The following is a 24,495-nucleotide window of genomic DNA, read 5'->3' on the forward strand; positions in this document are numbered from 1 at the left end:
GCGCGCCGCTCAGCCCATAGCGGGCGCCTGGATCTTTGCCAGGTAATCGTGGATCTGCGCCACCACCGCCGCGCCTTCGCCAACCGCGGCGGCAACGCGCTTGGTCGATCCCGCCCGCACGTCGCCGATGGCGAACACCCCCGGCACGCTGGTCTGCAGCGGATACGGCACCGCCGACGCGCAGCCCAGCGAGCCGCCGCCGGTGCGCACGAAGCCCTTGTCATCGACCTCGACATGGCAGGTGCGCAGCCACGCCGCATTCGGGTCGGCGCCGATGAACAGGAACAGGTGCCGCACCGCCATGGTGACCGGCGCGGGATGCTCGGCGCGGCAATCGTAGTGCACCGCGCTGAGCCAGCCGTCGCCGTCGAGCGCGCTGATCTGTGCTTGGGTATGCAGCGTGATATTGGGCAGCGCAGCAATGCGGTCGATCAGGTAGCGCGACATGGTGGCGGCCAGGCCCGGGCCGCGCACCAGCATATGCACGTGGGCCGCATGCGAAGCCAGGAACACCGCCGCCTGCCCGGCCGAATTGCCGCCGCCCACCAGCATCGCCGGCTCGTTCTTGCACAGCTTGGCCTCCACCGGAGAGGCCCAGTAGTAGACCCCCCGGCCTTCGAAATGCTCGAGCGCGGCGATGTCGGGGCGGCGGTACTGCGCGCCGGTGGCGATCACCACGGTATGGGTCGGCACCATGCGGCCGTCGGTCAGCTCCAGTCGTATCGGGTCGGCGCCGCAGTGCAGTGCTTTGACCTCAAGCGGAATCGCGATGTGCGCGCCGAACTTGAGCGCCTGCACGAACGCGCGCCCGGCCAGCGCCTGTCCGGAGATGCCGGTCGGGAAGCCCAGGTAGTTCTCGATGCGCGCGCTCGCGCCCGCCTGCCCGCCCGGCGAGCGGCAATCGATCACCGCCACCGACAGGCCTTCGGAGGCGGCATAGACCGCCGTCGCCAGCCCCGCCGGCCCGGCGCCGACCACCACCACGTCATAGACGTGGTCGGGGTCGAACTCAGGCAGCAGGCCGAGGCACGACGCCAGTTGCCCCTCGTCCGGGGCGCGCAGCACGCGGCCGTCGGCGCAGATCACCAGCGGAAAGTCGCTCGCGGGCGCGTGGGCGTAGTCGAGCAAGAGGGAACAGTCGCGGTCGGCGTCGATATCGATGACCGTATGCGGGTAGCCGTTGCGCCGCAGGAACGCCTGCAGCGCCAGCAGCTGCGGCTCGGTGCCGTGGCCAACCAGCACCGGGCCGCTGCCGAACTCGATCAGCCCCACGCGGCGCAGGATCAGCGCGCGCATGATGCGCTCGCCCAGTTCGGCCTCGGCCACCAGCAGCGCACGCAGCCGGTCCGGCATGATCACGTAGCCGTGGGTCTCGGTGACGGCGACGCCGTCGACCAGCGCCGGGCGGCCGGCCAGGGTGCCGACCTCGGCCAGGAAGTGCCCGGCGCCCTGCTCGGTGATCTGGTGTTCGCGTCCCAGGCCGTCGCGCCGCATCACGCGCACGCGGCCGCTTGTGACCAGATACATACCGCGCCCGGACTGGCCGATGGCAAACAGCTTCTCGCCCGCGTGCCAGCTCTGCGGCGTGCCGAAACGACGCACGCGCGCCATCTCGTCGGCAGTGAGCTGCGGGAACATCTGGTGCCAGCGTGATTCCAGCGTGGAGTACGGTGCCTCCAGGCCGCCACCGGTTTCCGCGCCCGGCTCCGTTTCGGCCGCCACTGCCTGCGCCTGCAAGTTCGTCATGCTGCCCCCTGATGACATCGGTACCTGCCGGATCGCCCATATCCCGGCTGCCGCGGCGCGGCTTATCGATAGTAGACGGCACGACGGGGAATGCGAGGCCCTGGGCGCCGACAGTTGCGCATTGCGCCGGCTTGGGATTAATGTTCGCCTCGGCGCTCCGGCAAGCCTGTACCGGCGCCGCCACTGTCAGAACACTGAAGACTTGATGCCATCCACCCCTGAATCCGATCCGACCCCGTCCAACGACCGTCCCGCGCGCGCGGCATTGCGCGCCCTCACGCCAGTCGAAGGACGCGTGCTGGGTGTGCTGGTCGAAAAGCAGCACACCGTACCCGATACCTACCCGCTGTCGCTCAACGCGCTGGCTTCCGGCTGCAACCAGAAGACTGCGCGCGCGCCGGTGATGAACGTCAGCGAGGCCGAGATCCTTGAGGCCATCGACGGCCTCAAGGGCCTGAGCCTGGTCTTCGAAGGCAGCAGCAGCCGCGTGCCGCGCTTCGAGCACAACATGCAGCGGGCGCTCGGCGTGCCGAGCCAGTCGGTCGCGCTGCTGGCGATGCTGCTGCTGCGCGGCCCGCAGACGGCCGCGGAACTGCGCCTGAATACCGCGCGCCTGCACAGCTTTGCCGACATTTCCTCGGTCGAGGCCTTCCTCGACGAGCTGGCCAGCCAGGCGCCGCCGCGCGTGGTGCGCCTGCCGCGTGCCCCCGGCGCCCGCGAAAACCGCTGGATGCATCTGCTGAGCGGCGAAGCCAGCGCCGCCGCGGCGGCCGAAGACAGCGGGCGTGGCGCCGACGGCGACGCCGCACCGTCGGCGGAGCTGGAACAGCTGCGCGCCGAGCAGCAGGCCCTCACCGAAAAAGTGGCAAGGCTGCAGGGCCTGGTCGAACATATGGCCGCGCAGCTTGGCATCTCTGCGGAAGAGTTTCTCGGCTGATCCCGGGCACCCGCCTTCCCACCAGAAGCTCTGCCCCCTCCCTTGCTGGCCCAGGCTTACGGGTTGGGGCGGTTAATTGCGCTATTCCACAAAAAAGAACGCGCCCGCCGCGGTGGCAGGCCGAACTGTCGGATGGCCTGTACGTCGCCTATCCTTTTGCACAGGAAGCCGACAAGCCAGGGAGACCGCCGCAGCCATGGACAAGACAGCCTTCGTATTCGCCGGCGGCGGAAGCCTGGGTGCGATCCAGGTCGGGATGCTGCGTGAACTGGCGGCCTGGGGCGTGAGGCCGGATATCGTGATCGGCGCTTCGGCCGGCGCCATCAACGGCGCCTACTTTGCCTGCAACCCGGGCCTGAACGGCGCGCAGCGGCTCGAGGAGCTCTGGCGGGCGATCCGGCGCACGGACATCCTGCCGTGGAGTTGGCGCAGTGTCTGGAACATGTTCGGCGGCAGCCGCGGCCATCTCGTGGAGGCGACGGGTTTGCGCAGCCTGCTGTCACGGCATTTCGGGCCGCGCAACCTTGAGGCCGCCGAACTGCCGCTGCACGTGGTGGCGACCGACATGCAGAGCGGCGACGAGGTGGTGCTGTCCAGTGGCAGCATCGTCGACGCGGTGCTGGCCAGCGCCGCCATCCCCGGCGTCTTTCCGCCGGTGCAGTTCGGGGGCCGTACCCTGATCGACGGCGGCGTGGCCAACAATACGCCGGTGTCGACCGCGATTCGCCTGGGCGCCACCCGCGTGATCGTGCTGCCGGCGGGCTTTACCTGCGCCGAGCGCCGTCCGCCGCGCGGCGCGCTGGAGCATGCGTTCAACGCGCTCTCGCTGCTGGTGGCGCGCCAGCTGGTGCACGACCTGCAGCACTTCTCCAGCCAGGCGCAGATCAGCGTGGTTCCGCCGCTGTGCCCGCTCGACATCTCGCCCTACGACTACTCACGCTGCGGCGAACTGATCGACCGCGCTGCAGCCACCACGGCCGAGTGGCTGCGCGCCAAGGGCCTCGACACTCCACGCATCCCCGGCGCGCTCGCCCCGCATTCGCATGACGAGACGGCACCGAGCTGCAGTGCCGACATTCCGGCGGCAGCACCGCACTGAAGCGCGGGCTCACGGCCGCGACTCCACTGCACCGGCCTGCACTGCCGGATGGATCGAAGCGCCGAAGTACCGGGGGGATGGCAAGCCGCCCCCCGCGCCGTTGCTACAATCCGGCCCATGCCCAGCCAAGCCGAACGCAGCGCCAGTACCCGCCAGTCCCTGCTCGAAGCCGCCGCGACCCTGCTCATCGAGCAAGGCTACGCGGCCTTTGCCGAAGCGCGCGTGTGCGAGCTGGCGGGCACCAGCCGCGGCTCGCTGCGCCACCACTTTCCGGAAGGGCGCTACGACCTGCTGCCGGCCATGCTGAAGTTGCTGCTCGAGCGCGAAGCCGAGCGCCTGGCTGCGCTCGGGCCGCTGGGCCCGTCACTGCGCCTGCACCTGATGCTGCATGTGCTGGCACACCGGCCGCAACGGCATGCCTCGCTGGCGATTCTGGAGGTGTGGATGGCAACGCGCGGCGACATCCGTCTTGCCCGCGCCGTGCACGAACCGCTGGCGGCGGTGCCGCAGCGGCTGTTCGGCCAGCCGCCGGACGCACCGCCACAGCCGGAATGGCTGGCACTGCGCTGTTTCCTGCACGGCGCCACCCTGCACAGCTTCGCGCCGGACTACGATGCGCAGCAACTGTCCGAGGCCGTGCGCTGGCTGATCGCGCAGCTGCCACGGCCCGACGGCCTGGACGCGGTGCTGGCCCGGATGCAGGCCCAGCCGCGCTAGCGTGCCGACTTGCACGCTGGCCTGCACGCTCAAGGCAGCCGCGCCAGCAGCCGGTCGTGCAGCGCGGGCGGCAAGGCCAGCCTGCCCTTGCGGCCCGGCGCGGCCGGATCGAACACCACGGCGTGCCCGTCCCAGCTGAGCCGCACCGGCCCGGTACTGGTGAAGGTGCGATGGGCCAGCACCCGGTCGCGTTCGGCGCCGTAGATCCGCAGCAGGATCCGCTCGCCGCCCAGGTAGCAGTATTCGGCGGCGTAGCGGGCCGCGGCATCTACCATCGGCACCCGGCGGCAGTTGTGCGCGCCGGCCCGCTCGGTAACGCCGTGGCCGTAGACGATGGCGGTCCAGATCGCGCCGACCGCCAGCACGCGGCCGGCGCTGACCAGCAGCATGCGCCGGGCACGCGCCGGGCGCCCATGCGGCGATGCCATGACATAAGCCACCGCGCGGAACGCGGCCAGTCCCAGCAACAGCAGCGCCATCGCGGCCAGGTGGAAATAGACCGCCGAATCCGGCATTGACGCCATGATATGGGCCATCCCTGCCCTCCTCCCCGTAAATGCCTGAAGCCACGGCCGGCAAGGGCCAGCCAGCATCCGGCATTCCAGTCCCGAACAAAATCAATCGGCGGGATTTATTCCCGATAATCAATAATGCACGCCTTATTTCCATTCAAGCCACCAGAATAATCAAGCGCCGGGATCGCGCCAATTCGGTGTATTCCCGCTGTGCTATTTTTGCGGGGCGTTATCGGAATGACCTGCGGGAGGCAGACTGGCCAGCAGCGCGAGCAGCCGTGCCGCCGTTGGCGCCACGATCGCTGCCAGCACCGTGGCCATGCCTGCATCGCCGTCGCGGGCGGCATGCTCGAGCCGCTGCGCCGTCAGCCGCAGCGCATGGCAACCGACATAGTGGGCGGAGGCCTTGAGCCGGTGCGCTACGCCCCGCACCGCCTCGAGGTCCGGCCCGGCCCGGCGCAGTTGCGCCAGGTCATCGCGGGTCGAGGTCACCAGCGCATGCAGCAGTTCCCTGGCGAATGCCGGGTTGCCGAAGGTCTGCGCGGCAATGGCCCCGGCGATGCCGGCGCCCTCGCGCGGGGACAGCGCCACGTAGTGCTGGCCGGCCAGCATGGCGAGCAAGGTCGCTTCGGTGACCGGCGCGGCCAGAGTGGCCACGCCGGCGTCTGCGCCAGCCGCCGGTACCGCGCCCGGCGGCAACACCACGGCGCAAACCGCGCCGCGGACGCGCCATGCATGCATCAGCGACGAAGGCACCCCGGCAGCCGCGCTCGCCATCACCAGTTCGACATCGGCGGCCATATCCGCCTCTGGCGCGCCCACGTCGATCCGCACCACAAAGCCGAGGTCATGCAGGATCCGGGCGGTATCCGCGAGCCGGCCCGGGTCGCCGGGGGGTGCAAGGAGCAAGGCTCTGGGGCCGGACTGCGCTTCGGCCGCGTCCACGCTATCCCACCGCAATATGGTGGCGCCGCGCAAAATCGATGACATCGACAATCGATTTTGCCCCCAGTTTTTCCATCACCCGGGTCTTGTGCGTGCTGACGGTCTTGTTGGAAATAAACAAAACCTGCCCGATTTCCTTGTTCGACATGCCCTTGGCCAGCATCTGCATGACCACCAGTTCCTTGTCCGACAGCGAGGCCAGCCGTTCGGCTTCGTCGGCCAGCCCGGATTTGCCGTGGTCGATCTCCGGCATCACCGTATAGCCCGCCAGCACCGACTCCGTGCACCGCACGATTTCGGCCAGCTCCTGCGTCTTGCTGACAAAGCCATGGGCGCCGGCATGGCGCGCGCGGGGGGCGAAGGCGTTCTGGTCCTGGCCCGAGATCACCAGGATTCGCACCGTGGGATGGCTGGCCTTGAGGCGCGGAATCACGTCCAGCCCGTTGATCTTGGGAATATCCAGGTCCAGGATGACCACGTCGGGCATGTATTGCCGCACGATCTCGATGGCCGCCTGGCCATTGTCCGCCTCGAGCACGTGGGTGATGCCCAGCACCTGGGAAAAGTGCGTCTTGAGTACGGCACGCACGGGCGGGTGGTCATCGACGATCAGGATTGTGGTCAAGCTGTACTCCGTTGCAAACATCGCGTTTTCCGCGCGACCGCGGCACATCATTGTGCTAAGCCTTTGCGCCTTTCGAAACCAGAAATTTCCGAGGCACGGGTGGTTTCTTCCGAAAGGCCGCGCCTGCCATAGCGGCGTTGCCGTTCATGTGATGCACCGCAAACGTGCTGGCATTGCAGTGCCGCCGACATGCTTCCCATCGCGCCGCAAGCGGGCCCAGATTGTGTTCTATATGTGGCGCAGCCGACGGCAAAGTGCCCGCGATTTCGAAATTTCCGTATCAATTTCAGATTCGTCCTAATGAGATGGCGGGCCAGCGCCCCTAGAGTGAAAACACTTCACCGACCTCGCCGACCCGCTTGCCGCTCCGTCCGCTCCCTTCTGCTTCGCCACCCGTCACCACGCGCCCGCTTCGTGCTGCTGTCGATTCCACCCAACCCGCCCCGGCCCCGGCAAGGGCCGGCCGCAGCGCGCGTGCGCGGCGACTCGCGTGCGCCATGGCCATGGCCATGGCCATGGCCATCGGCCTGTGGCATGGCGCGCTGACCGCGGCGCTGGCGGCGACCGTGCCGGCGTCCGCGCCAGCGGCGCATTCGCATGCGCACCTGCTGGGCTGGTCCACCGGGGTGCTCTGCGTCCTCACGCCATGCCTGCTGGCGTGGATCATCGCGCTGTACCGCGAGGTGCGCCGACGCCGTGCCGCCGAAACCGCCCTGCAAGACTGCGTTGCCATCCAGACCGCGCTGCTTGACGGCATTCCGCAGCCGGTCTACCTGCGCGACGCGGCGTTGCGGCTCATCGCCTGCAACCGCAGCTATGAGGAACTGCTTGGCGCCACGCGCGGCAGCCTGCTGGGACAGCCGCTGGACGCCGTGCTGTCGGCACACCCCCTTGCCACCGATATGGCCGAGCTGGCTCGCGACTACCGCCAGGTCGTCGAAGGCGGCGCACCGCTGCACGCGGACCGGTGCCTGCACCTGGGCGACCGCACGCTGCACGTACTGAACTGGCTGACCCCGCTGCGCGGCGCCGACGGCTCCATCAAGGGCCTGGCCGGCGGCTGCGTCGACCTGACCGAGCGCCACCAGATGCTGGCCGAGCTGGCCCAGGCCAAGACCGAGGCGGAAGCCGCCAACCGCACCAAGTCCGCGTTCCTGGCGTCGGTCAGCCACGAGATCCGCACGCCGATGAATGCCATCACCGGCATGCTCGAGCTGACGCTGGCGCAATGCCAGTTGCCGGACGAGCAGCGGCTGCAGCTGGTCACCGCGCACAAGTCGGCACTGGGGCTGCTGGCGCTGATCGATGACCTCCTCGACCTGTCCAAGCTGGAGGCCGGCAAGTTCAGCATCCACCCGGCGCCAGCGTCGCTGTCAGGGCTGGTCGACGATACCCTGCTGATCTTCGGGCCCGTGGCCGCGCAAAAGGGCTTGCCCCTGACCAGCGGCGTCAGCGCCGCGCTGGCGCCGCTGCATCAGGTCGACGCGCTGCGCTTCCGGCAGATCCTGGCCAACCTGGTGTCCAATGCGGTGCGCTTCACCGACAGCGGCACGGTCCACGTCCGCCTGGACGCGCAGGCGCCCTGCGACGGCGTCCAGCACGTCATGCTGACGGTCTCCGACAGCGGTGTCGGCATTCCCTTCGAAGCCCAGGTCCGGCTGTTCCAGCCGTTCGAGCAGGTGCATGGCTGCGCGCGCACCCATGCCGGCGGCACCGGGCTGGGACTGGCCATCTGCCGGCGCCTGGCCACTGCCATGGGCGGCGGCATCACGCTCACCAGCCAGCCGGGCCGGGGCACGCGCGTGCTGGTGTCGCTGCCGCTGCAAATCGCCAGCGCACCGCAGCCGGCCGAGCCGGCGCCGCCATTGCCCGTGGCGGGTTGTCCGCGGCGCGGCGCCTGCATCCTGGTCATCGATGACCACGCCCCCAATCGCCTGCTGCTGCAACGCCAGCTGGAACACCTGGGCCACCGCGTCAGCACGGCATGCGATGGCTGCGAAGCGCTGGCCGCGCTGGACCGCGACAAATTCGACGTGATCATTTGCGACTGCGCCATGCCGGTGATGGACGGCCTCGCCTTCACGCGCGCGGTGCGGGCCCGCGGCGACGCCAACCACCGCGTGCCCATCGTCGGCTGCACCGCCAGTGCCGCCGCCAGCGACCACGCCGCGGCCCTGGACGCGGGCATGAACGCGGTGGTGGTCAAGCCGGTGGGCCTGCAGGCCCTGGATGCCGCCGTGTCGCAGGCGCGCGGCGGCCGGCCGCCGCCGCCGTCCAGGACGCGGCAGCCGGAACCAGCCGGCCCCGGCCCGGGGCAAGACCTGGCGCCGTCTGCCGGCATGGTGAGCGAGGACAGTTCCCGCGACGAAGCCGCCCCCGGCGTGCGAGCATCGTGGTGTGCGGTCTGCCGCGCGATGAACGTGCAGTGCGACCGCATCGATCTGCCCGAGGACTGACCGGTCCGCTTCAGGACTCCATCGGCACCGCGCTGGTGCACTTGATCTCGTCCAGGCACACGCTCGACTTCACGCCGCTGACGCCCGGAATGCGCATCAGCGTATCCAGCAGGAAATCCGACAGCGATTTCAGGTCGCGGGCGACCACCTTCAGCACGTAGTCGATATCGCCCGTCACCGAGAAGCACTCCTGGATCTGCGCCAGTTCCGCCACCAGCCGCTTGAAGTTGGACAGGTCGCGGATATGGCCCCGCTCCATCGTCACATGGATAAAGGCCACCACGCCGAAGCCCAGCGCCGCGGCGTCCAGCCGCGCCTCGTAGCGCTTGACCAGCCCGGCCTCTTCCAGCCGGCGGTGGCGCCGCAAGGTCTGCGCCGGCGACAGCGCGATGGCCTCGGCCAGTTCCAGGTTGGATGCCCGCCCGTGCTCCTGCAGCACCCCGAGCAAGCGGCGATCGGTGCGGTCCAGCTCGATTGATTGCACTTTGGTTTCCTCATCTTACGGGTTCAGGAAATCGGATTTCATAATCTAGGGTTTCCCTGCCTGTTTTACGAAATCCAATTTTGCCGCCCCGAATATACACTGCATCCCAAGCAAGCGCACCGCAAACCCCTGCAGACAGGGGTCCGGTGCCGAGCCGGCTGGCCCCGGCGCGACTGCGCAAGCAAGTGCTGAAGCCACAATATTATTTCCCGCCCCTACGTTCTTACCGAGAAAGCCATGGCCGACCTGTTTGACAATCCGATGCAGCTGATGGGCTTCGAATTCGTGGAATTCGCCTCGCCCACCCCCAACCTGCTTGAGCCGCTGTTCGAGCAGATGGGCTTCACGCTGGTGGCAAAGCACCGTTCCAAGGACGTGGTGCTCTACCGCCAGGGCGAAGTGAACTTCATCGTCAATCGCGAACCGCACAGCCACGCCGCCTACTTTGCCGCCGAGCACGGCCCCAGCGCCTGCGGCATGGCTTTCCGCGTCAAGGATTCGCACAAGGCCTATGCCCGCGCGCTGGCGCTAGGCGCGCAGCCGGTCGAGATCCCGACCGGCCCGATGGAGCTGCGCCTGCCGGCGATCAAGGGCATCGGCGGCGCGCCGCTGTACCTGATCGACCGCTTCGAGGAAGGCAAGTCCATCTATGACATCGACTTCGAGTTCATCGAGGGCGTCGACCGCCACCCGGTCGGCCACGGCCTCAAGCTGATCGACCACCTGACCCACAACGTCTACCGTGGCCGCATGGCCTATTGGGCCAACTTCTACGAAAAGCTGTTCAACTTCCGCGAAATCCGCTACTTCGACATCCAGGGCGAATACACCGGCCTGGCCTCCAAGGCCATGACCGCGCCGGATGGTAAAATCCGCATTCCGCTGAACGAGGAATCGTCCAAGGGCGCCGGACAGATCGAAGAGTTCCTGATGGCCTTCAACGGCGAAGGCATCCAGCACATCGCCTTCCTGACCGACAACCTGATCGAGGTCATCGACCGCCTGCAACTGGCCGGCGTGCCGCTGATGACCGCGCCGAACGACTACTACTACGAGGCGCTCGACACCCGCCTGCCCGGCCACGGCCAGCCCGTCGAGCAACTGAAGTCGCGCGGCATCCTGCTGGACGGCACCACCGAAGGCGGCAAGCCCCGTCTGCTGCTGCAGATCTTCTCCAAGACCGCGCTCGGCCCGGTGTTCTTCGAGTTCATCCAGCGCCAGGGCGACGAAGGCTTCGGCGAAGGCAACTTCAAGGCACTGTTCGAGTCGCTGGAACGCGACCAGATCGAACGCGGCACGCTCAAGGTCGAGGCCTGACCGGCATCGGCCAGCACTGACCGGCCGCCTTCGTCGGCGCGCCGGTCCGGCAACGCGCACGCCCCGCGCGGCAGACACCCTGCCGCGCGCGCGGCGACGACCCCCAGGCCCAAGCGTCCGACTCCGACAATAGCCAGAGACGCGGGCCCGCATTCCATGAGAATGGGTAGAGGACACACTGCATGCATTCCAGCAACAATGACGGCTCGCTCAAGCGCGGGCTGAAGAACCGGCACATCCAGCTGATCGCCCTGGGTGGCGCCATCGGCACCGGACTTTTCCTGGGCATCGCCCAGACCATCAAGATGGCGGGACCCTCGGTCCTGCTGGGCTATGCGATCGCCGGCATCGTCGCCTTCTTCATCATGCGCCAGCTCGGCGAGATGGTGGTGGACGAGCCCGTCGCCGGTTCGTTCAGCTACTTTGCCGACAAGTACTGCGGCCACTTCGCCGGCTTCCTGTCGGGGTGGAACTACTGGGTGCTGTATATCCTGGTGAGCATGGCCGAACTCTCCGCGGTCGGCATCTACGTGCAGTACTGGTGGCCGGAGATTCCCACCTGGGTCTCGGCGCTGGCGTTCTTCGTCATCATCAACGCGATCAACCTGGCCAGCGTGAAGTCCTTCGGCGAGATGGAATTCTGGTTCTCGATCATCAAGGTCGCGGCGATCATCGGCATGATCGGCTTCGGCGGCTACCTGCTGATGTCCGGCAATGCCGGCCCGCAGGCCAGCGTGGCCAACCTGTGGCAGCACGGCGGCTTCTTCCCCAACGGCATGGGCGGCCTGGTGATGGCCATGGCGGTGATCATGTTCTCGTTCGGCGGCCTGGAGCTGGTGGGCATCACCGCGGCCGAGGCGGATTCGCCCGAGAAGACCATCCCCAAGGCCACCAACCAGGTGATCTACCGCATCCTGATCTTCTACGTGGGCGCGCTGGCGGTGCTGCTGTCGCTGTACCCGTGGGAGAACGTGGTCACCGGCGGCAGCCCGTTCGTGCTGATCTTCCACGCGCTCAACAGCAACTGGGTGGCCAACGTGCTGAACGTGGTGGTGCTGACCGCGGCGCTGTCGGTCTACAACAGCGGCGTGTACTGCAACAGCCGCATGCTTTACGGCCTGGCCAAGCAGGGTAATGCACCCAAGGCACTGCTCAAGGTCAACCAGCGCGGCATCCCGCTGACGGCACTGGCTTTCTCGGCGGTGGCCACCGCCGCCTGCGTGGTGATCAACTACTTCATGCCGGGCAAGGCCTTCGAGCTGCTGATGGGGCTGGTGGTGTCGGCGCTGATCATCAACTGGGCCATGATCAGCCTGATCCACCTGAAGTTCCGCGCCGACAAGCGCAAGGCCGGCCAGGCCACGGCGTTCCAGAGCTGGGGCTATCCGCTGACCAACTACCTGTGCCTGGTGTTCCTGGCCGGCATCCTGGTGGTGATGTACCTGACCGAAGGCCTGCGCCTCTCGGTGTACCTGATCCCGGTGTGGCTGGTGGTGCTCGGCGTGAGCTACCTGGTGCGCCAGAAGAAGGCCGGCGCCGCGCTGCAAGCCGGTGTGGCCGCGCAGCAACTGCGCTGACCGCCCCCCCAGCCAGGCTGGCGCCTGCAGGCCGCGGGCGCCGCCGGTTAAAATCCCAGGCTGCGCGGCGCCTTGCGCCGCGGCAGCCGCCCCCGACCCAACTCCATCGCATCCCATGTTCGCACACATCGAGGCCTTTCCCGGCGATCCGATCCTCTCGCTCAACGAGGACTTCCAGCGCGACCCGCGCACCGACAAGGTCAACCTGAGCATCGGCATCTACTTTGACGACGACGGCCGCCTGCCGGTGATGCAGGCGGTGGCGCAGGCCGAGGCCGCGCTGCTGGCCGACATGGGTCCGCGCCCCTACCTGCCGATGTCGGGCCTGGCGGCCTACCGCAACGCCGTGCAGGCGCTGGTGTTCGGCGAGGACTCGCCGGCGCGCGCCGCCGGCCGCATCGCCACGCTGCAGACGCTGGGCGGCTCGGGCGCGCTGCGCGTGGGCGCCGATTTCCTCAAGCGCTACTATCCGCAGGCGCAGGTGTGGATCAGCGACCCCAGCTGGGAAAACCACCGCGTGGTGTTCGAGCGCGCCGGCTTCACCGTCAATACCTACCCGTACTATGACGACGCCACCGGCGGCCTGAAGTTCGACGCCATGATGGACGCGCTGCGCGCGATCCCGGCCGGCAGCATCGTGCTGCTGCACGCGTGCTGCCACAACCCGACCGGTGTCGACCTGAACCAGGACCAGTGGCGCCAGCTGATCGCGCTGCTCAAGGCCAACAACCTGCTGCCGTTCGTCGACATGGCCTACCAGGGCTTCGGCGCCGGCCTGGAAGACGACGCCTTCGCCATCCGCGAACTGGTGGCGCAGGACGTGCCCTGCCTGGTGGCGAACTCGTTCTCGAAGAACTTCTCGCTGTACGGCGAGCGCTGCGGCGGCCTGAGCGTGTTCTGCAACACCGCGGCCGAGGCATCGAACGTGCTGGGCCAGCTGACCGGCGCGGTGCGCGCCAACTACAGCAACCCGCCCACGCACGGCGCGCGCGTGGTCGCCAAGGTGCTGACCACGCCCGAGCTGCGCCAGCTGTGGGAACAGGAACTGGCCGAGATGTGCGGCCGCATCGCGCGCATGCGCGAGGCCATCCACCACCACCTGCGCGACCATGTCAGCGGCGAGGCGCTGTCGCGCTACCTGACCCAGCGCGGCATGTTCACCTACACCGGCCTCACGGCCGACCAGGCCGAGCGCCTGCGCGAGCAGCACGGCGTGTACCTGCTGCGCTCGGGCCGCATGTGCGTGGCCGGGCTGAACGAGCGCAACGTCGGCATCGTGGCCAAGGCCATCGGCAGCGTGCTGAAGAGCTGAACCCGGTTCCACACGGCCTCATGACGGCGCCTCCGGGCGCCGTTTTTGTTTTCGAGGCCAGGTATCACCGCACCCATGCCGCACCCATCAGCGCACCCATCGCCGCACGTACGGCCCAGCGTAATTTCTACACGCACCGCATGGCGTTTTTGACGCTTGCGCCGCCGCGTAGCCGTACCGCCCGCGGCGCCGCTGCCCGGCACTGAACTTGCAGCCTTCCGGTATTCCCGGCGCCTTCCGACGACATGCCGGGACGCCGACCGAAGGCTCGCCCATGTCCGAAGACAACGTACCGGCCCATTGCAGCACCACCGCCCCGCCAGGCGCGGCCACCCGCGCAGTCACGCTCCATGTCAACGGCAAGCCCTGCACGCTGCAGCTGGAACCGCGCTGCACGCTGCTCGACGCGCTACGTGAAATCCTCCATCTGACCGGCGCCAAGAAGGGCTGCGACCGCGGCCAGTGCGGCGCCTGCACGGTGCTGGTCGACGACCGCCGCATCAACGCCTGCCTGACGCTTGCGGTGATGCAGGAAGGCCGCCACATCACCACCATCGAAGGCCTGGCCAGCGGCGATACGCTGCACCCGATGCAGCAGGCCTTCGTCACCCACGACGCGCTGCAGTGCGGCTTCTGCACCCCCGGCCAGATCTGCTCGGCGGTGGGCATGCTGGCCGAGGCGCAGGCCGGCCATGCCAGCGCGGTCCGGCCGCTGGGCGCGCCGCCGCTGCCGCTCGGCGACGACGAGATCCGCGAGCGCATGAGCGGCAACCTGTGCCGCTGCGGCGCTTACCCCAATATCGTCGCCGCGGTCCGCGCAGCCTGCGGCAAGGGCGGCAGCTAAGGCTGGGTATGAATCCTTTCGCTTATGAACGGCCCGGCTCGGTCGACGAGGCCATGCGCCTGGGGAGCCAGCCGGGCGCGCGCTATGTGGCAGGCGGCACCAACCTGCTGGATTTGATCAAGGCCGGCGTGGAAGCGCCGCGGCTGCTGGTCGATGTCAGCCGGCTGCCGCTGGCCCAGGTCACGGCGCTGCCCGATGGCGGCGTGCGCCTCGGCGCGATGCTCAGCAACACCGATGCGGCCAACCATGCGCTGGTGCGCGAACGCTATCCGCTGCTGGCGCAGGCGCTGCTGTCGGGCGCGTCCGGGCAGTTGCGCAATATGGCGACGGTGGGCGGCAACCTGCTGCAGCGCACCCGCTGCCATTACTTCTATGACCTGGGCTTCCCGGCCTGCAACAAGCGCAAGCCCGGCTCGGGCTGCGGCGCGCGCGACGGCATCAACCGCATCCATGCCATCCTCGGCGCCAGCGAGCATTGCATCGCCGTGCATCCGTCCGACATGTGCGTGGCGCTGGCCGCGCTCGAAGCCGTGATCGTAGTGCGCGCCACCACCGGCGAGCGCCGCATCCCGATCGGCGACTTCCATCGCCTGCCCGGCGATACCCCGCAGTGCGACACCATGCTGGCCCCCGGCGAGCTGATCGTCGCCATCGACCTGCCGCCCTCGCCCTACGCCGCCCATGCGCACTACCTGAAGGTGCGCGACCGCTCCAGTTTCGCCTTTGCGCTGGTCTCGGTCGCCGCGGCGCTGGACCTCGACGGCAAGCTCGTGCGCAGCGCGCGGCTGGCGCTGGGCGGCGTGGCGCACAAGCCGTGGCGCGTGCCCGCCGCGGAACGGATCCTGGCCGGCCGGCCGCTGAGCGCGCACAGCGCCGCCGACGCGGCGCGGCTGCTGCTCGACGGCGCGCACCCGTATGCGCACAACGCTTTCAAGATCGGCCTGGCGCAGCGCGCCGTCGCCCTCGCGCTGAAGGTTGCCAGCGGCCCGTCAGGAGCTTCGTCATGAGCGTGACCGGCACCCCGCTCGACCGCGTCGACGGCATCTCCAAGGTCACCGGCCGCGCCCGCTACACCGCCGACCACACGCTGCCGGGACTGGTCCATGCGGTGATGGTGACCAGCGCCATCGCCCGCGGCGAGATCGTCGCCATCGACACCGCCGCGTGCGAACGCATGCCGGGCGTGCGGCTGGTGCTGACGCCGTTCAACGCCCCGCACCTGCCCAGGGGCGGCAAGGCGGCCGCGGACATCCCCACCGCCGGCCACGTGATGAGCCTGCTGCAGGACACCACGGTCCACTACAACAACCAGCCCATCGCCGTGGTGGTGGCCGATACGCTCGAGCAGGCCCGCGACGCCGCGCGCTGCCTGCCGGTGCAATACCGGCAGGGCGATGCCGTGCTGGACTTCGCGCAGGCGCGCGCGCGGGCCCGCAAGCCTGACGAGGACGAATCCGCCGACAGCCGCCGCGGCGATCCCGATGCGGGCCGGCGCGGCGCCGCCGCCGTGATCGACGCGGTCTACACCACGCCGATGGAAACCCACAACCCGATGGAGCCGCACGCCACCCTCGCCGCGTGGGATGGCGACCAGCTCACCCTGTACGACGCGACGCAATACGTCACCGGCGTGCGCAAGGCCGTCGCCGCCGCGTTCGGCATCGCTGCCGACAAGGTGCGCGCGATCTGCCCCTACGTGGGCGGCGGCTTTGGCTGCAAGGGCTCGGTGTGGTCGCACGTGGTCCTGGCCGCGATGGCGGCGCGGCAGGTCAGCCGTCCGGTCAGGCTGGTGGTGGAACGGACCCAGATGTTCGGCCCGGTGGGCGGGCGGCCTGTTACCGAGCAGCACGTGGTTGCCGCCGCGGCGGCCGACGGCGCGCTGCAAGCCTTACGCCATGACGTGACCACATGCACTTCCATGATCGAGGAATGGGTTGAATCCGCGGCGCTGCTCACGCGCCGGCTCTACGCCTGCGCCAACGTGCAGACCAGCCACCGGCTGGTCGAGCTGGACATCGGCACGCCCACCTTCATGCGCGCGCCGGGTGAAGCCCCCGGCAGCTTTGCGCTGGAATGCGCGCTCGACGAACTGGCCGAGCGGCTGGGACTCGACCCGCTCGCACTGCGCCTGCGCAACCACGCCGACACCGATCCGGACAAGCAGCTGCCGTTCTCGAGCAAGTCGCTGCGCGAGTGCTATCGCGACGCCGCCGAGCGCTTCGGCTGGGCCCGCCGCGCTCCGGCCCCACGCTCGATGCGCGCCGACGGCAAGCTGGTGGGGATGGGCATGGCCACCGCCACCTACCCCACCTACCGCTCGCCGGCCAGCGCGATGGTACGCCTGCTGCCGGACGGTACGGCGCTGGTGCGTTCGGGCTCGCAGGACCTTGGCACCGGCACCTATACGGTGATGACGCAGGTCGCCGCCGATGCGCTGGGCCTGCCGCCGGAGCACGTACGCTTTGAACTGGGCGACACGGCCTTCCCGGAAGCCCCGGTGTCTGGCGGCTCGCAGTCCGTGGCCAGCGTCGCGCCCGCCGTGCAGCAGGCGGCCGAAGCGGCACGGCTGCGCCTGGTCCGCCAGGCTGTGGCCGATACCGCCTCGCCGTTGTCTGGCGCGCCGGTGGAGGATGTCGAAATCGTCGAAGGCTGGCTGCAACGCCGCTCGGATCCGGCGCAGCGCGAACCGATGTCCGCGCCGATCCGGCGTGCGGGCGGGCGAGCGATCGAGGCCCGCGCCAGCACCAAACCCGGCAAGGAGCGCCAGGCGTATTCCATGCACGCTTTCGGCGCGGTTTTTGCCGAAGTCCGCATCGACCCGGACCTGGGCGAGATCCGCGTCCACCGCGTCGTTGCCAGCTACGGCGCCGGCCGGCTGCTGAACCGCAAGACCGCGCACAGCCAGCTGATGGGAGGCATCGTCTGGGGCATCGGCATGGCGCTGCACGAGAAGACCGAGCTGGATCTGGCTACCGGGCGCGTCGCCAACGCCAACCTGGCCGAGTACCACGTGCCGGTCAATGCCGACATCGGCGCCATCGAGGTCACGGTGGTGGACGAGGACGATCCGCATATCAACACCCTGGGCACCAAGGGCGTCGGCGAGATCGGCATCGTCGGCGTGGCCGCGGCGATTGCCAATGCCGTGTACCACGCCACCGGCCGGCGCGTGCGCGACTTGCCGATCACGCTGGACAAGCTGCTCGACTGAAACGCCTTTTCGTCACCAGGCAGGGATCTGCAGGCACCGCGCTGGCCGCGCCAGTGGTTGCGCCGGCCGCGATCCGGTGGAAAGATGTCGCCCACGGGCCCAGCGCCCGCAACCTGGCTGCCCGCCATGCGGGCATGGAGGCTGCCATGACCGAGCGAATTCCACCGCGTACTTCCTCGTGCATCGCCCTGCTGCTGGCCACCGGCGCGCTGCTGGCCGCCGGCCGGGCCAGCGCCCAGACCCCGGCACCGCTGGCCGAATGGCAGTTCTCCGCCGGCATTCCGCTGCAGAAGCTGTTCCAGGACGACATCCCCGACTGGCAGGTCCGGCTGGGCGCCGCCGCGATGCTGCGGCCGCGCTACGACGGCTCGTCCGAGTACATCGTGATCGGCGGCCCCAGCATCGACATCCGCTACCGCGACCTTGCCTTTGCGTCGATCGGCGAAGGGCTGGGCGTGAACCTGCTGCGCGGCAGGAACTGGCGCGCCGGCATCGCGCTCACCTACAACCTCGGCCGGCGCGGGCAGGAAGACTCGCCGCACCTGGACGGCATGGGCAATATCAACCCGGCGCCCGAAGGCAAGCTGTTCGCCGAATATGCGGTCTCGAAGGAATTTCCGCTGGTGCTGCGCATCGACGCGCGCCGCAGCCTGGGCGGCAGCGACGGCTGGGTCGGCGATATCGGCGCCTATATGCCGCTGCCCGGCAGCTCGGAGAAATTCTTCTGGTTCGCCGGCCCCACCGTCACGCTGGCCGACTCGCGCTACATGAACGCCTGGTACGGCGTCAGCGCCGCGCAGGCGCGCGCCGGCCGGCCGCAGTACCACGCGCGCGGCGGCATCAAGTCATACGGCTTCGGCGTGACCTCGGTGTGGTACTTCGCCAAACACTGGTTTGCCAGCTCTGACGTGGCGGTATCGCAGCTGGCCGGCGATGCGGCCGACAGCCCGATCACGCGCAAGCGGACCAATGCGGTGTTCGACCTGTCGGTCAACTACGAATTCTGACGATCGTCGCGGGCCAGCCTGGTTCGGCTATCGCACATTGGATGGTCCGCGCCCGTGTTTCGGCTGCCGTTGGCGCGGCTCCGCGTAGAATGCGTCCCGCATAATTGGCCGGCCGGAGTTCCGGCCGCAGCCCCGCCAGGGGATTGCCAGGCATGCCAAAGAAGGAGACGTAGTTGAAGTCCAGCATCAAGCATCGCGTCGCGCGCCGCGCGCGTTCCATCGCCATCGCCGTTGCCGGCGTGGCCGCCCTCCACACCGCGCCCACTACCCTCGCGGCCGACGCATGGCCAGCCAGGCCGATCAAGGTGATCGTGCCCTACACCCCGGGCGGCTCCACCGACACGGTCGCGCGAGTCGTGTTCGAGCAGGTCTCGCAACGGCTTGGCCAGCCGATCATCATCGAGAACAAGCCCGGTGCCAACAGCACCCTGGGCGTCGGCGTGGCCGCGCGCTCGGCCCCGGAGGGCTACACCTTTGTCTCGGTGCTGGCGGCCTACAGCGCCAACATGTCGCTGTATTCCAAACTCAGCTACAAACCCGCCGACCTGGTGCCGGTGGCGGAAATGGCCGAGCTGCCGCTGTTCCTGTTCGCCAGCAAGAAGCTGCCGGTCAAGACCGTGGCCGAGCTGGTCGACTATGGCAGGAAGCATCCCGACACGCTGACCTTCGGCTCCAGCGGCGTCGGCAGCTCCGCCCACCTGACCGGCGAGCGCCTGGCGATGGAATCGAAGCTCAAGCTCACCCACGTGCCCTACAACGGCAGCGCGCCGATCCTGCCGGCACTGGTGTCCGGCGAGGTCTCGGTGGCGTTCGACCCGCTGCTGGTGCCGATGCCGCACGTCAAGTCCGGCAAGATCAGCGTGCTGGCCGTCGCCTCGGCCAAACGCTGGCCGGGCGAGCCCAATATCCCGACCATGGAAGAAGCCGGCTTCCCCGGCTTCGTCATGAGTTCATGGACCGGCCTGCTGGCGCCGGCCGGCACGCCGCAGCCGATCGTCGCGCGCATGGCCCGGGAAATCGCCGCGGCCACGCGCAGCCCTGAAGTCACGAAGAAGCTGACCGACCTCGGCTTTGTGCCGGTGGGCGGTACGCCCGAGGAGTTCCGCAAGCTGATCGAGCGCGATACCAGGCGCTATGCGGAGATCGTCAAGGCGGGCAAGATCACGCTCGACTAAGGACCGCGGGCTGGCGGCGGCAGGCGCCGCCAGCCCCGCCGCACCGCGCTTACCAGCGGTGCTGGTACATCGCCGTCAGCGTGATGCCCGCTGCCGGCAGCCGGCTGGTGTTGTTGCTGTTGCGCAGCAGCTGGCTGTACAGCGGGTAGTAGTTGCGGTTGAACAGGTTCTCGATGCCGACCGTGATCGTATCCTTGCGCGTCAGTTCATAGCGGCTGATCAGGTCGACGGTGGTATAGCTGCTGACCTCGCGCCGGCCAAAGCTGTTCTGGCCGTTGAGCCGGTAGTCGCGGCTGGCGTAGTAGCTCAGCTGCACGCGGTTGCTCCACTGGCTTACGGGACGGAACTGCAGGTACGCCGTGACCTTGAGCGGCGGAATGCGGTAACCGGTCATGTCCTGGAAGTCCGCGCTGCCTTGCGGCCGCTCGCGTCCGTTGATCCAGGTGATGGTGCCGCCCGCGCCCCAGCGCTCGTCGTCCGAGCGGTAGTCGGCGGCCGCTTCCACGCCCGCGATGCGCTCCTCGGTGCGGGTCAGGATCAGGCCGTTGTTGAAGCTCTGCACGTCGCCAAGCTTGGAGGTGGTGTAGAACAGCGCCACGCTCGCCAGCGTATTGCCCAGCGCGCCGCGCCAGCCCACTTCATAGTTGTTGGTCTTGACCGGGTCCAGGCTGGACGAATTGATATCGAAGCCGGCGCGCGCATTGCGGATCTGCAGGCCGATGTCCGGCAACTGGAAGCCCTGGCTGAACGAGGCATAGAACTCCTGGCCCTTGACCGGCGCATAGGCCGCGCCCAGGTTGAACAGCCAGGCGCCATAGTTGACCGTGCCGCCCTTGACCGTGGCCGGGTTGCTCACGCGCGATTGCGACAGCGGCACGAAATCATCGAAGCTGGCGCTGGCGCGCTCATAGCGCAGGCCGCCCTCGGCCGACCACTGCTCGTTGAACTTGTGCTGCAGCTGGCCGAAGATGCCGCCACTGCGCGTGGTCAGCGGCGGCATATAGGTGGCCGTGCCGATGCGGTTGAAGACCAGCCCCCCGCTGCTGTCGTAGGCGCGCGGATCGAACAGGTCCAGCGGCATGTCGCTGCGTTCCTGGTTGTAGTCGGCGCCCCACAGCAGCTTGGTGGCCTTGGCCTGGCCCAGCGGCGTGCTGATGGTCAGGCGGCCGCCGAAGACATCGCTGTTCTGGCTGATCTGGTCGACATTGCCGCCGCGCGTGGCCACCGCGCGCGCGTCGAACGGCGGGAAACGCGTGAAGTAGTCGCGGTAGTAGAACTGGCTCGATACCGTGCTGCCGAACAGGTCCTGGTGCTGGTAGTCCAGGTTGACCACGGTATTGCGCAGCTCGTTCTGGTTCTCCAGCTGCAGGCCGCGAATCGCGCGCGCGGCGGTGGAGCCGGCCGGCGCCCGGGCAACCGACGGATCGGACGCATAGTCGGTGTCCTGCTTGGCCTGGTACCGGCTGACGCTCAGCTGCAGGCGCTGCTGGCCATCGATGCGCCAGCCCAGCTTGCCGCTCAGGTTGTAGACGTTGGAATCGAACAGATCGCCCTGGCTGGGCTCCGGCGCAATGCGGTGGCCTTCGGCATCGTAGGGGCTGCCGATGCGCTGCGCGCCCAGGTGGAAGGCATAGTCGATCGGCCCCTGGCTGCCGGAAAAATGCTGCTGCACGTTGGCGCTCAGCCCTTCCTTGCTCAGCCGCGTCAGCGGCGTGCCCAGCGTCACCGTGGTATCCGCGCTCGGCGGCCCGCCGGCCTGGCGCGTGGTGATCGAGATGATGCCGCCGCTGGCGCCCGCCCCGTAGAGCGCGCTGCTGCCGCGCAGCACCTCGATGCGCTCGATATTGCTGGGGTCGATGGTGGCCAGGTTGCGCGCCGAGTCGCGGTTGGTATTCAGCGGGATGCCGTCGACCAGCACCAGCGCGCTGCGCCCGCGCAGGGTCTGGCCAAAATCCGTCACCGTGCGGCTGGAATCGGCCATGCCGGGGATGACCTTGCTCAGCATGGTGGCAAGGTTGGTCGAACCCGTGCGCAACTCGTCCAGCTCCTCGCGCTCGATCACCGTGACCTGCCGCATCGGGTTGACCAGGTCGCTCTTGATGCGGTCGACGCGCACCTCCACGGCATTCAGGCTGCCCGCTTCCACCGACGCGGCCGGTGCCTGGGCCTGGGCGGCGGAGATCAGCGGCATCGTGCCGGCGATGGCACAGATCAACAGGGACAGCGGGCGGGGACGAAGGGGGAAGCGGGTAGAGGTGGCCGGAAGGGATTGCATGGTGGCAGCAGGCGCGCGCGCAGGGCTCTAATGATTTGTAACAAAACCTGGAATGATAATGATTCCTGATTGTGTCAGCAAGCGCGGAGGTGGCCCTGCTTATGTCTGGCATGGCAGATGACAGCGCAGAACGCGATCGGAACCTGCTCCGATTGCCGTGATAGAGTCGGTCTTCGTTCGCTGCAGCCAGGCTGATGTCGCCATCCATCGCACGTGGATCAGACGATCCGGCCCGCCGCCAACCTCGCATGGAAAACCACGCCGGTACGCTCAGCATGACCGATCCCATCCCGCCTATCGTTCCCGCGCAAACCGCCCTGGTAGTCATGCACTACCAGACCGACATCCTGGCGCTCTTTCCCTCCGTCGCCCCCACCTTGCTTGCCAACACGCGCAAGCTGTGCGATGCCGCGCGGTCCCAGGGCGTCAGCGTCTATTTCGCCAAGATTCACTTCAGCCCGGGCTATCCGGAAGTCAGCCCGTTGAACCGCAATGGTCAGGGAATCAAGCGACTGGGCCTGTTCGTCGACGACCAGGTCTCGCCCGAACTCGGGCGGCGGGACAGTGAGCCGCTGATCGTCGCGCATCGCGCCAGCGTGTTCTTTGGTACCGACCTGCAGGTAAGGCTGTCAGCGCAGGGCATCGATACCCTGCTGATGGTCGGCATCGCCTCGACCGGCGTGGTGCTGTCTTCTGTGGCGTATGCGAGCGATGCAGACTTCCGCCTGTTCACGGTCAAGGATTGCTGCTACGACCCGGACCAGGTCGTGCACGACCACCTGTTTGCCACGGCGTTCGATTCGCGCTCCACCGTGCTGTCGCTCGCCGACGCCTTGGCTCTGCTGGCCTGAGCGCGACGTCGGCACACGGTCTGGCGACGCGACCCACCAACCACAGAGGAGAAGCCATGTTCGACCACGTTAAATTCGGCGTCACCGACTATGCCGCGAGCAAGGCGTTTTTCCTGAAGGCCCTGGCACCGCTCGGCGTAGCGGTGGCGTCGGAGGGGCCGCCGACATACGGTGTCGAACTCTGCGCGAGAGGCAAGGCTTCGCTGTGCCTGTTCCAGACCGGCGAGAAGCCGGCACACCTGCATCTGGCGTTTACCGCCGAGACCCGGCAGCAGGTCGACGCCTTCTATCGCGCAGCGCTAGCCGCGGGTGCCACAGACAACGGTGGGCCGGGACTGCGGCCGCACTACCACGCGAACTACTATGCGGCGTTCGTCATTGGACCTGACGGGCACAATCTCGAGGTGGTTTGCCACGTGCCCGATGCGTGATCGTTCCAACGAGAGAAGGTCCGGAAGGGTCCGCGCATGGCGCATGCCGTCCATCACGCGCCGCTACCCATACCGGCGGCGTACACGCCTAATGCGACATGAACACCGGCAAACCTGACTGCCGCAGCAACAAACGGGTGGTGCCGCCCAGCACCAGTTCCCGCAGCCGGGAGCGGCCATAGCCGCCGGCGACCAGAAGGTCGGCCTGTATCTCGCTGGCAAGTCCGGGCAGAACTCGGTCGGGGTCGCCCTCGCGGGCCAGCACATTCGCGTGGATGCCATGATCGTGCAGCCAGGCTGCGAGTCGGTCCGCGCTGGCCAGGAAGGCCTCTTTCTCGACCTCGGCGCCGGACTTGCCGGCGCTGACGATCACGACTGAGACGGCACTGGCGTGCGCCAGCCAGGGCAGTGCGTCGGCTACCGCCCGCGCGGCCTCGCGGCCGCCGTTCCATGCGATGGCAACATGGCCGCCAATGGGCGGGGCGGAGCCGCCTGGCACCAGCAGGATGGGCCGGCCGGCGTTGAGCATCGCATACTCGGCAACCGCGGCCAGCAGGCCCGGCACATCGGCCTGCGCCGAGGGCGGTGCCGGCAAGATAAGATCGGCGAAACGTCCTTCGTTGGCCAGCGCCCAGCCGGATTCCGCGGTGACAACGACGTGCCGCGCGGGAATGCCGGGCGCCACTTGCCTGACCAGCGTGTCGAGTGCCTGCCTGTGATCGTCTGCCAGATTCCGCACATGGCTGGCGGCGGACGCGGCGTATTGCCCGGCGTCCTCTCCGGCCCCGCGGAAGGGTTCCAGCTGCGTGCCCGTTGCCGTCAGGCCGATTACGCTGCCATGGGACTTCGCTGCAAGGCGTGCGGCCGTTTCAATGCGCGCCGACCGTGCCGCATCTTCGCTGAGGTCGACCAGGATGGTCCTGAAGTCCATGATGAGGCTCCGAGCTTTGGTTTGTCATTCCAGCGGAAAA

General features: G+C 68.3%; 21 protein-coding genes. 14 read left to right on the forward strand and 7 right to left on the reverse strand.

The features are described from left to right. Positions 1-9 precede the first annotated feature (9 nt). A complete protein-coding gene (locus CBM2588_RS26115; protein ID WP_115683166.1) occupies positions 10-1,746 on the reverse strand; it encodes an FAD-dependent oxidoreductase in 1,737 nt (578 codons plus the stop codon). 205 nt (positions 1,747-1,951) lie between these two features. On the opposite strand from CBM2588_RS26115, the gene CBM2588_RS26120 reads away from it, so the two are divergent. From CBM2588_RS26120 to CBM2588_RS26130, 3 genes are all read left to right on the forward strand, one after another. Beyond that, complete coding sequence (locus CBM2588_RS26120) at positions 1,952-2,683, forward strand: YceH family protein (protein WP_115683167.1); 732 nt, start codon at positions 1,952-1,954, stop codon at positions 2,681-2,683. A 196-nt stretch (positions 2,684-2,879) separates the two neighbouring features. Continuing rightward, positions 2,880-3,782 carry a patatin-like phospholipase family protein gene (locus CBM2588_RS26125; RefSeq protein WP_115683168.1) on the forward strand — a complete coding sequence of 301 codons (903 nt, stop codon included), beginning with the start codon at positions 2,880-2,882 and terminating at the stop codon, positions 3,780-3,782. Between the two features lie 117 nt (positions 3,783-3,899). After that, a complete protein-coding gene (locus CBM2588_RS26130; protein ID WP_115683169.1) occupies positions 3,900-4,499 on the forward strand; it encodes a TetR/AcrR family transcriptional regulator in 600 nt (199 codons plus the stop codon). A gap of 29 nt (positions 4,500-4,528) precedes the next feature. Here CBM2588_RS26130 and CBM2588_RS26135 read toward each other — a convergent pair whose 3' ends face one another. From CBM2588_RS26135 to CBM2588_RS26145, 3 genes are all read right to left on the reverse strand, one after another. Next, positions 4,529-5,035 (reverse strand): hypothetical protein, encoded by a 507-nt coding sequence (locus CBM2588_RS26135; RefSeq protein WP_115683170.1) that lies wholly within the window; start codon positions 5,033-5,035, stop codon positions 4,529-4,531. Between the two features lie 192 nt (positions 5,036-5,227). Then, on the reverse strand, positions 5,228-5,959 hold the full coding sequence (locus CBM2588_RS26140) for an Hpt domain-containing protein (RefSeq protein WP_231942277.1): 732 nt from the start codon (positions 5,957-5,959) through the stop codon (positions 5,228-5,230). 1 nt (position 5,960) lies between these two features. Next, entirely contained in the window at positions 5,961-6,584 is a 624-nt protein-coding gene (locus tag CBM2588_RS26145) for a response regulator transcription factor (protein WP_062804161.1), read from the reverse strand. Positions 6,585-7,081: 497 nt separating this feature from the next. Here CBM2588_RS26145 and CBM2588_RS26150 point away from each other — a divergent pair, with 497 nt between their 5' ends. Further along, entirely contained in the window at positions 7,082-9,040 is a 1,959-nt protein-coding gene (locus CBM2588_RS26150; RefSeq protein ID WP_231942278.1) for a PAS domain-containing sensor histidine kinase, read from the forward strand. A 10-nt stretch (positions 9,041-9,050) separates the two neighbouring features. Here the strand turns inward: CBM2588_RS26150 and CBM2588_RS26155 are convergent, their stop codons facing one another. Beyond that, the gene (locus CBM2588_RS26155) at positions 9,051-9,524 is read right to left on the reverse strand and encodes an Lrp/AsnC family transcriptional regulator (RefSeq protein WP_115683172.1); all 474 of its coding nucleotides are present in this window, start codon (positions 9,522-9,524) and stop codon (positions 9,051-9,053) included. Between the two features lie 237 nt (positions 9,525-9,761). Here CBM2588_RS26155 and hppD point away from each other — a divergent pair, with 237 nt between their 5' ends. The 8 genes from hppD (at position 9,762) to CBM2588_RS26195 (ending at position 19,967) form a co-directional block, all read left to right on the forward strand. After that, positions 9,762-10,841, forward strand: a complete 1,080-nt coding sequence (gene hppD / locus CBM2588_RS26160) for a 4-hydroxyphenylpyruvate dioxygenase (RefSeq protein WP_018007493.1) — start codon at positions 9,762-9,764, stop codon at positions 10,839-10,841. Positions 10,842-11,023: 182 nt separating this feature from the next. Then, positions 11,024-12,418 (forward strand): amino acid permease, encoded by a 1,395-nt coding sequence (locus CBM2588_RS26165; protein WP_115683173.1) that lies wholly within the window; start codon positions 11,024-11,026, stop codon positions 12,416-12,418. 115 nt (positions 12,419-12,533) lie between these two features. Next, positions 12,534-13,730, forward strand: a complete 1,197-nt coding sequence (locus CBM2588_RS26170) for an amino acid aminotransferase (protein WP_115683174.1) — start codon at positions 12,534-12,536, stop codon at positions 13,728-13,730. A 274-nt stretch (positions 13,731-14,004) separates the two neighbouring features. Then, on the forward strand, positions 14,005-14,574 hold the full coding sequence (locus CBM2588_RS26175) for a 2Fe-2S iron-sulfur cluster-binding protein (RefSeq protein ID WP_115683175.1): 570 nt from the start codon (positions 14,005-14,007) through the stop codon (positions 14,572-14,574). Positions 14,575-14,582: 8 nt separating this feature from the next. Further along, positions 14,583-15,581, forward strand: a complete 999-nt coding sequence (locus CBM2588_RS26180) for an FAD binding domain-containing protein (protein WP_115683176.1) — start codon at positions 14,583-14,585, stop codon at positions 15,579-15,581. Next, positions 15,578-17,785, forward strand: coding sequence for a xanthine dehydrogenase family protein molybdopterin-binding subunit (locus tag CBM2588_RS26185; protein ID WP_115683177.1), 2,208 nt, complete (start codon positions 15,578-15,580; stop codon positions 17,783-17,785). The genes CBM2588_RS26180 and CBM2588_RS26185 overlap by 4 nt, the downstream gene beginning before the upstream one ends. A gap of 146 nt (positions 17,786-17,931) precedes the next feature. After that, positions 17,932-18,792, forward strand: coding sequence for a MipA/OmpV family protein (locus CBM2588_RS26190; protein ID WP_231942279.1), 861 nt, complete (start codon positions 17,932-17,934; stop codon positions 18,790-18,792). A 173-nt stretch (positions 18,793-18,965) separates the two neighbouring features. Then, positions 18,966-19,967, forward strand: a complete 1,002-nt coding sequence (locus tag CBM2588_RS26195; protein WP_115683179.1) for a Bug family tripartite tricarboxylate transporter substrate binding protein — start codon at positions 18,966-18,968, stop codon at positions 19,965-19,967. A gap of 49 nt (positions 19,968-20,016) precedes the next feature. Here CBM2588_RS26195 and CBM2588_RS26200 read toward each other — a convergent pair whose 3' ends face one another. Next, complete coding sequence (locus CBM2588_RS26200; protein WP_439897467.1) at positions 20,017-22,158, reverse strand: TonB-dependent receptor; 2,142 nt, start codon at positions 22,156-22,158, stop codon at positions 20,017-20,019. Positions 22,159-22,490: 332 nt separating this feature from the next. Between CBM2588_RS26200 and CBM2588_RS26205 the strand changes: the two genes are divergently transcribed. Together CBM2588_RS26205 and CBM2588_RS26210 are read left to right on the forward strand one after the other, a co-directional pair. After that, the gene (locus CBM2588_RS26205) at positions 22,491-23,093 is read left to right on the forward strand and encodes an isochorismatase family cysteine hydrolase (RefSeq protein ID WP_115683181.1); all 603 of its coding nucleotides are present in this window, start codon (positions 22,491-22,493) and stop codon (positions 23,091-23,093) included. A 56-nt stretch (positions 23,094-23,149) separates the two neighbouring features. Then, the gene (locus CBM2588_RS26210; protein ID WP_115683182.1) at positions 23,150-23,524 is read left to right on the forward strand and encodes a VOC family protein; all 375 of its coding nucleotides are present in this window, start codon (positions 23,150-23,152) and stop codon (positions 23,522-23,524) included. A gap of 88 nt (positions 23,525-23,612) precedes the next feature. Here the strand turns inward: CBM2588_RS26210 and CBM2588_RS26215 are convergent, their stop codons facing one another. After that, positions 23,613-24,455 (reverse strand): universal stress protein, encoded by an 843-nt coding sequence (locus CBM2588_RS26215; RefSeq protein ID WP_115683183.1) that lies wholly within the window; start codon positions 24,453-24,455, stop codon positions 23,613-23,615. Positions 24,456-24,495 lie beyond the last annotated feature (40 nt).

This window comes from Cupriavidus taiwanensis (assembly GCF_900250075.1).
GTDB lineage: Bacteria > Pseudomonadota > Gammaproteobacteria > Burkholderiales > Burkholderiaceae > Cupriavidus > Cupriavidus taiwanensis_C.